This is a genomic window from Cytobacillus gottheilii (assembly GCF_900166665.1).
GTDB lineage: Bacteria > Bacillota > Bacilli > Bacillales > Cytobacillaceae > Cytobacillus > Cytobacillus gottheilii_A.
In genome coordinates this window covers 978282-984737 of sequence record NZ_LT800494.1, presented here as the reverse complement: position 1 = coordinate 984737, position 6456 = coordinate 978282, and the positions used below count along the sequence as shown (strand labels likewise).

Here is a 6456-nt window from a genome sequence, read left to right as displayed (position 1 = left end):
TGTCACTCTGCTCCTCACGTACGAAGTACGCTCCGGTGCTCGCTCCGTCGCTTCCTTGATCTCCTTGTCGCTCATTACCCTCATGGTTACTGCTCTTACTTCGTTACTAAAGATTAGTTTCTAAATAAGAGAGAAAAAACTAAGATGGCGATTACTTGGTAATCTTCTTCTATATTGCATTATCTAGTTTTCAAGGAACAAGGCCACTGATTTCAATCACATCGTGATTAGCCATCGCAGCTATTCTTCATGCTGCCTTGCGACGAGCTGAGGATTAACTTCCTCGAACTACTGCGGCGCAGGAGCAATGTATTTAAGTTAGTATTCTTTTTCAAAATACTAACCCAGAGAGATTGCTCTCTCAAAACTGAACGAACAAATAAAGACGTCTTTTAATGAAGATAAACTTCATTTCATCCTTAGAAAGGAGGTGATCCAGCCGCACCTTCCGATACGGCTACCTTGTTACGACTTCACCCCAATCATCTGTCCCACCTTAGGCGGCTGGCTCCAAAAGGTTACCCCACCGACTTCGGGTGTTACAAACTCTCGTGGTGTGACGGGCGGTGTGTACAAGGCCCGGGAACGTATTCACCGCGGCATGCTGATCCGCGATTACTAGCGATTCCGGCTTCATGCAGGCGAGTTGCAGCCTGCAATCCGAACTGAGAATGGTTTTATGGGATTGGCTAAACCTCGCGGTCTTGCAGCCCTTTGTACCATCCATTGTAGCACGTGTGTAGCCCAGGTCATAAGGGGCATGATGATTTGACGTCATCCCCACCTTCCTCCGGTTTGTCACCGGCAGTCACCTTAGAGTGCCCAACTGAATGCTGGCAACTAAGATCAAGGGTTGCGCTCGTTGCGGGACTTAACCCAACATCTCACGACACGAGCTGACGACAACCATGCACCACCTGTCACTCTGTCCCCCGAAGGGGAACGTCCTATCTCTAGGAGTGTCAGAGGATGTCAAGACCTGGTAAGGTTCTTCGCGTTGCTTCGAATTAAACCACATGCTCCACCGCTTGTGCGGGCCCCCGTCAATTCCTTTGAGTTTCAGCCTTGCGGCCGTACTCCCCAGGCGGAGTGCTTAATGCGTTTGCTGCAGCACTAAAGGGCGGAAACCCTCTAACACTTAGCACTCATCGTTTACGGCGTGGACTACCAGGGTATCTAATCCTGTTCGCTCCCCACGCTTTCGCGCCTCAGCGTCAGTTACAGACCAGAGAGTCGCCTTCGCCACTGGTGTTCCTCCACATCTCTACGCATTTCACCGCTACACGTGGAATTCCACTCTCCTCTTCTGCACTCAAGTCCCCCAGTTTCCAATGACCCTCCACGGTTGAGCCGTGGGCTTTCACATCAGACTTAAAGGACCGCCTGCGCGCGCTTTACGCCCAATAATTCCGGACAACGCTTGCCACCTACGTATTACCGCGGCTGCTGGCACGTAGTTAGCCGTGGCTTTCTGGTTAGGTACCGTCAAGGTACCGGCAGTTACTCCGGTACTTGTTCTTCCCTAACAACAGAGTTTTACGATCCGAAAACCTTCATCACTCACGCGGCGTTGCTCCGTCAGACTTTCGTCCATTGCGGAAGATTCCCTACTGCTGCCTCCCGTAGGAGTCTGGGCCGTGTCTCAGTCCCAGTGTGGCCGATCACCCTCTCAGGTCGGCTACGCATCGTTGCCTTGGTGAGCCGTTACCTCACCAACTAGCTAATGCGCCGCGGGCCCATCTGTAAGTGATAGCCGAAACCATCTTTCAGCTTAAGGACATGAGTCCAAAAGCATTATCCGGTATTAGCTCCGGTTTCCCGAAGTTATCCCAGTCTTACAGGCAGGTTGCCCACGTGTTACTCACCCGTCCGCCGCTGACTTCAGGGAGCAAGCTCCCATCCGTCCGCTCGACTTGCATGTATTAGGCACGCCGCCAGCGTTCGTCCTGAGCCAGGATCAAACTCTCCAAGAAAGAGTTGATTAGCTCTTGTGTACATAATGTACATTGTTGATTCCGAAGAATCTTTTTTAAACGTTGACGTTTTATTGTTCGTTCAGTTTTCAAAGAGCAATTTGTTCGCCTTTCAAAAAAGCGACTTCGTTATCTTATCATCTGTATATTGATAAGTCAACATGTTTTTTAAAAAAGTTTTGGTGGAGCCTAGCGGGATCGAACCGCTGACCTCCTGCGTGCAAGGCAGGCGCTCTCCCAGCTGAGCTAAGGCCCCATATTGGGTATTTAAATGAATGGTCGGGAAGACAGGATTCGAACCTGCGACCCCTTGGTCCCAAACCAAGTGCTCTACCAAGCTGAGCTACTCCCCGAAATATATGGCGCGCCCGAAAGGAGTCGAACCCATAACCTTCTGATCCGTAGTCAGACGCTCTATCCAATTGAGCTACGGGCGCATATTAAAATGTTTACTGGTGCCGAGGACCGGAATCGAACCGGTACGGTAGTCACCTACCGCAGGATTTTAAGTCCTGTGCGTCTGCCAGTTCCGCCACCCCGGCAAAAACTTGGAGCGGAAGACGGGATTCGAACCCGCGACCCCCACCTTGGCAAGGTGGTGTTCTACCACTGAACTACTTCCGCAATTTATAAATGGTGCGGGTGAAGGGAGTCGAACCCCCACGCCTTGCGGCGCCAGATCCTAAGTCTGGTGCGTCTGCCAATTCCGCCACACCCGCATATTTAAATGGTGAGCCATGAAGGACTCGAACCTTCGACCCTCTGATTAAAAGTCAGATGCTCTACCGACTGAGCTAATGGCTCGTACAAATGGTGCCGGCGAGAGGACTTGAACCCCCAACCTACTGATTACAAGTCAGTTGCTCTACCAATTGAGCTACACCGGCTTAAATAATGGTGGAGGATGACGGGATCGAACCGCCGACCCTCTGCTTGTAAGGCAGATGCTCTCCCAGCTGAGCTAATCCTCCATTTATTAATCGCCCGGCAGCGTCCTACTCTCACAAGGGGACAGCCCCTAACTACCATTGGCGCTGAGAAGCTTAACTTCCGTGTTCGGGATGGGAACGGGTGTGACCTTCTCGCTATCGCCACCGGACTTTTTAAAGACATTTATTATTATAACGTCTTTATGAAAAATATCAAGAACAATTTTAAAAATTATTCCTTCAAAACTAGATAATGTTAGAAGAAGAGTATTCAAGTATCTACCATTCATTTGGTTAAGTCCTCGAACGATTAGTATCAGTCAGCTGCACGTGTCGCCACGCTTCCACCTCTGACCTATCAACCTGATCATCTTTCAGGGTTCTTACTAGCTTGACGCTATGGGAAATCTCATCTCGAGGGGGGCTTCATGCTTAGATGCTTTCAGCACTTATCCCTTCCGCACATAGCTACCCAGCGATGCCTTTGGCAAGACAACTGGTACACCAGCGGTGCGTCCATCCCGGTCCTCTCGTACTAAGGACAGCTCCTCTCAAATTTCCTGCGCCCACGACGGATAGGGACCGAACTGTCTCACGACGTTCTGAACCCAGCTCGCGTACCGCTTTAATGGGCGAACAGCCCAACCCTTGGGACCGACTACAGCCCCAGGATGCGATGAGCCGACATCGAGGTGCCAAACCTCCCCGTCGATGTGGACTCTTGGGGGAGATAAGCCTGTTATCCCCGGGGTAGCTTTTATCCGTTGAGCGATGGCCCTTCCATGCGGAACCACCGGATCACTAAGCCCGACTTTCGTCCCTGCTCGACTTGTAGGTCTCGCAGTCAAGCTCCCTTGTGCCTTTACACTCTACGAATGATTTCCAACCATTCTGAGGGAACCTTTGGGCGCCTCCGTTACTTTTTAGGAGGCGACCGCCCCAGTCAAACTGCCCACCTGACACTGTCTCCCGCCCCGATCAGGGGCGCGGGTTAGAATTTCAATACAGCCAGGGTAGTATCCCACCGACGCCTCCACCGAAGCTGGCGCTCCGGTTTCTCAGGCTCCTACCTATCCTGTACAAGCTGTACCAAAATTCAATATCAGGCTACAGTAAAGCTCCACGGGGTCTTTCCGTCCTGTCGCGGGTAACCTGCATCTTCACAGGTACTATAATTTCACCGAGTCTCTCGTTGAGACAGTGCCCAGATCGTTACGCCTTTCGTGCGGGTCGGAACTTACCCGACAAGGAATTTCGCTACCTTAGGACCGTTATAGTTACGGCCGCCGTTTACTGGGGCTTCGATTCAGAGCTTCGCTTGCGCTAACCCCTCCTCTTAACCTTCCAGCACCGGGCAGGCGTCAGCCCCTATACTTCGCCTTGCGGCTTCGCAGAGACCTGTGTTTTTGCTAAACAGTCGCCTGGGCCTATTCACTGCGGCTCATCAAGGCTTTAACACCCTAATGAGCACCCCTTCTCCCGAAGTTACGGGGTCATTTTGCCGAGTTCCTTAACGAGAGTTCTCTCGCTCACCTTAGGATTCTCTCCTCGCCTACCTGTGTCGGTTTGCGGTACGGGCACCTAATCCTCGCTAGAGGCTTTTCTTGGCAGTGTGGAATCAAGAACTTCGGTACTATATTTCCCTCGCCGTCACAGCTCAGCCGTATGCAAGCGGGATTTGCCTCACTTGCAGCCTAACTGCTTGGACGCGCTAATCCAACAGCGCGCTTACCCTATCCTCCTGCGTCCCCCCATCACTCAAACGGATTTTGGTGGTACAGGAATATCAACCTGTTGTCCATCGCCTACGCTTTTCAGCCTCGGCTTAGGTCCCGACTAACCCTGAGCGGACGAGCCTTCCTCAGGAAACCTTAGGCATTCGGTGGATGGGATTCTCACCCATCTTTCGCTACTCATACCGGCATTCTCACTTCTAAGCGCTCCACCAGTCCTTACGGTCTAGCTTCAACGCCCTTAGAACGCTCTCCTACCACGGACACCTAATGGTGTCCATCCACAGCTTCGGTGATACGTTTAGCCCCGGTACATTTTCGGCGCGGAGTCACTCGACCAGTGAGCTATTACGCACTCTTTAAATGGTGGCTGCTTCTAAGCCAACATCCTGGTTGTCTAAGCAACTCCACATCCTTTTCCACTTAACGTATACTTTGGGACCTTAGCTGGTGGTCTGGGCTGTTTCCCTCTTGACTACGGATCTTATCACTCGCAGTCTGACTCCCATGGATAAGTCTTTGGCATTCGGAGTTTGTCTGAATTCGGTAACCCGATGAGGGCCCCTAGTCCAAACAGTGCTCTACCTCCAAGACTCTTACTACATGAGGCTAGCCCTAAAGCTATTTCGGAGAGAACCAGCTATCTCCAAGTTCGATTGGAATTTCTCCGCTACCCACACCTCATCCCCGCACTTTTCAACGTGCGTGGGTTCGGTCCTCCATTCAGTGTTACCTGAACTTCAACCTGGACATGGGTAGATCACCTGGTTTCGGGTCTACGACCACATACTCATTCGCCCTATTCAGACTCGCTTTCGCTGCGGCTCCGTCTTATCAACTTAACCTTGCATGTAATCGTAACTCGCCGGTTCATTCTACAAAAGGCACGCCATCACCCGTTAATGGGCTCTGACTACTTGTAGGCACACGGTTTCAGGAACTATTTCACTCCCCTTCCGGGGTGCTTTTCACCTTTCCCTCACGGTACTGGTTCACTATCGGTCACTAGGGAGTATTTAGCCTTGGGAGATGGTCCTCCCTGCTTCCGACGGGATTTCTCGTGTCCCGCCGTACTCAGGATCCACTCTGGAGGGAACGAAGTTTCAACTACAGGGCTTTTACCTTCTATGGCCGGCCTTTCCAGACCTGTTCACTTACCTCGCTCCTTTGTAACTCCGTGTAGAGTGTCCTACAACCCCAAGAGGCAAGCCTCTTGGTTTGGGCTAATCCCGTTTCGCTCGCCGCTACTCAGGGAATCGCGTTTGCTTTCTCTTCCTCCGGGTACTTAGATGTTTCAGTTCCCCGGGTCTGCCTTCAATACCCTATGTATTCAGGTAAAGATATCATCCCATTACGGATGATGGGTTCCCCCATTCGGAAATCTCCGGATCAAAGCTTACTTACAGCTCCCCGAAGCATATCGGTGTTAGTACCGTCCTTCATCGGCTCCTAGTGCCAAGGCATTCACCGTGCGCCCTTTCTAACTTAACCTACTTCGGCTAATGATCGCCTGCGGATCTCTGCGTCAGCTCTGTCACTCTGCTCCTCACGTACGAAGTACGCTCCGGTGCTCGCTCCGTCGCTTCCTTGATCTCCTTGTCGCTCATTACCCTCATGGTTACTGCTCTTACTTCGTTACTAAAGATTAGTTTCTAAATAAGAGAGAAAAAACTAAGATGGCGATTACTTGGTAATCTTCTTCTATATTGCATTATCTAGTTTTCAAGGAACAAGGCCACTGATTTCAATCACATCGTGATTAGCCATCGCAGCTATTCTTCATGCTGCCTTGCGACGAGCTGAGGATTAACTTCCTCGAAC

The 6456-nt window shown here is 51.2% G+C and carries 9 tRNA genes and 3 rRNA genes; all 12 read right to left on the bottom strand.

From position 1 onward, the window contains the following. Positions 1-423 precede the first annotated feature (423 nt). Positions 424-1973, bottom strand: a 16S ribosomal RNA gene (locus B7E07_RS04845). Between the two features lie 180 nt (positions 1974-2153). After that, positions 2154-2229 (bottom strand) — tRNA-Ala (locus B7E07_RS04840). Positions 2230-2249: 20 nt separating this feature from the next. Next, positions 2250-2326, bottom strand: a tRNA-Pro gene (locus B7E07_RS04835). 7 nt (positions 2327-2333) lie between these two features. Next, positions 2334-2410: transfer RNA gene (locus B7E07_RS04830), tRNA-Arg, on the bottom strand. A gap of 16 nt (positions 2411-2426) precedes the next feature. Then, positions 2427-2515: transfer RNA gene (locus B7E07_RS04825), tRNA-Leu, on the bottom strand. A gap of 7 nt (positions 2516-2522) precedes the next feature. After that, positions 2523-2597: transfer RNA gene (locus B7E07_RS04820), tRNA-Gly, on the bottom strand. Positions 2598-2607: 10 nt separating this feature from the next. Continuing rightward, positions 2608-2692: transfer RNA gene (locus B7E07_RS04815), tRNA-Leu, on the bottom strand. Positions 2693-2701: 9 nt separating this feature from the next. Further along, positions 2702-2777: transfer RNA gene (locus tag B7E07_RS04810), tRNA-Lys, on the bottom strand. Between the two features lie 7 nt (positions 2778-2784). Further along, positions 2785-2860: transfer RNA gene (locus B7E07_RS04805), tRNA-Thr, on the bottom strand. Between the two features lie 8 nt (positions 2861-2868). Beyond that, positions 2869-2944, bottom strand: a tRNA-Val gene (locus B7E07_RS04800). A gap of 11 nt (positions 2945-2955) precedes the next feature. Next, positions 2956-3072 (bottom strand): 5S ribosomal RNA (gene rrf, locus B7E07_RS04795). Between the two features lie 120 nt (positions 3073-3192). Further along, positions 3193-6126: ribosomal RNA gene (locus B7E07_RS04790) — 23S ribosomal RNA — on the bottom strand. Positions 6127-6456 lie beyond the last annotated feature (330 nt).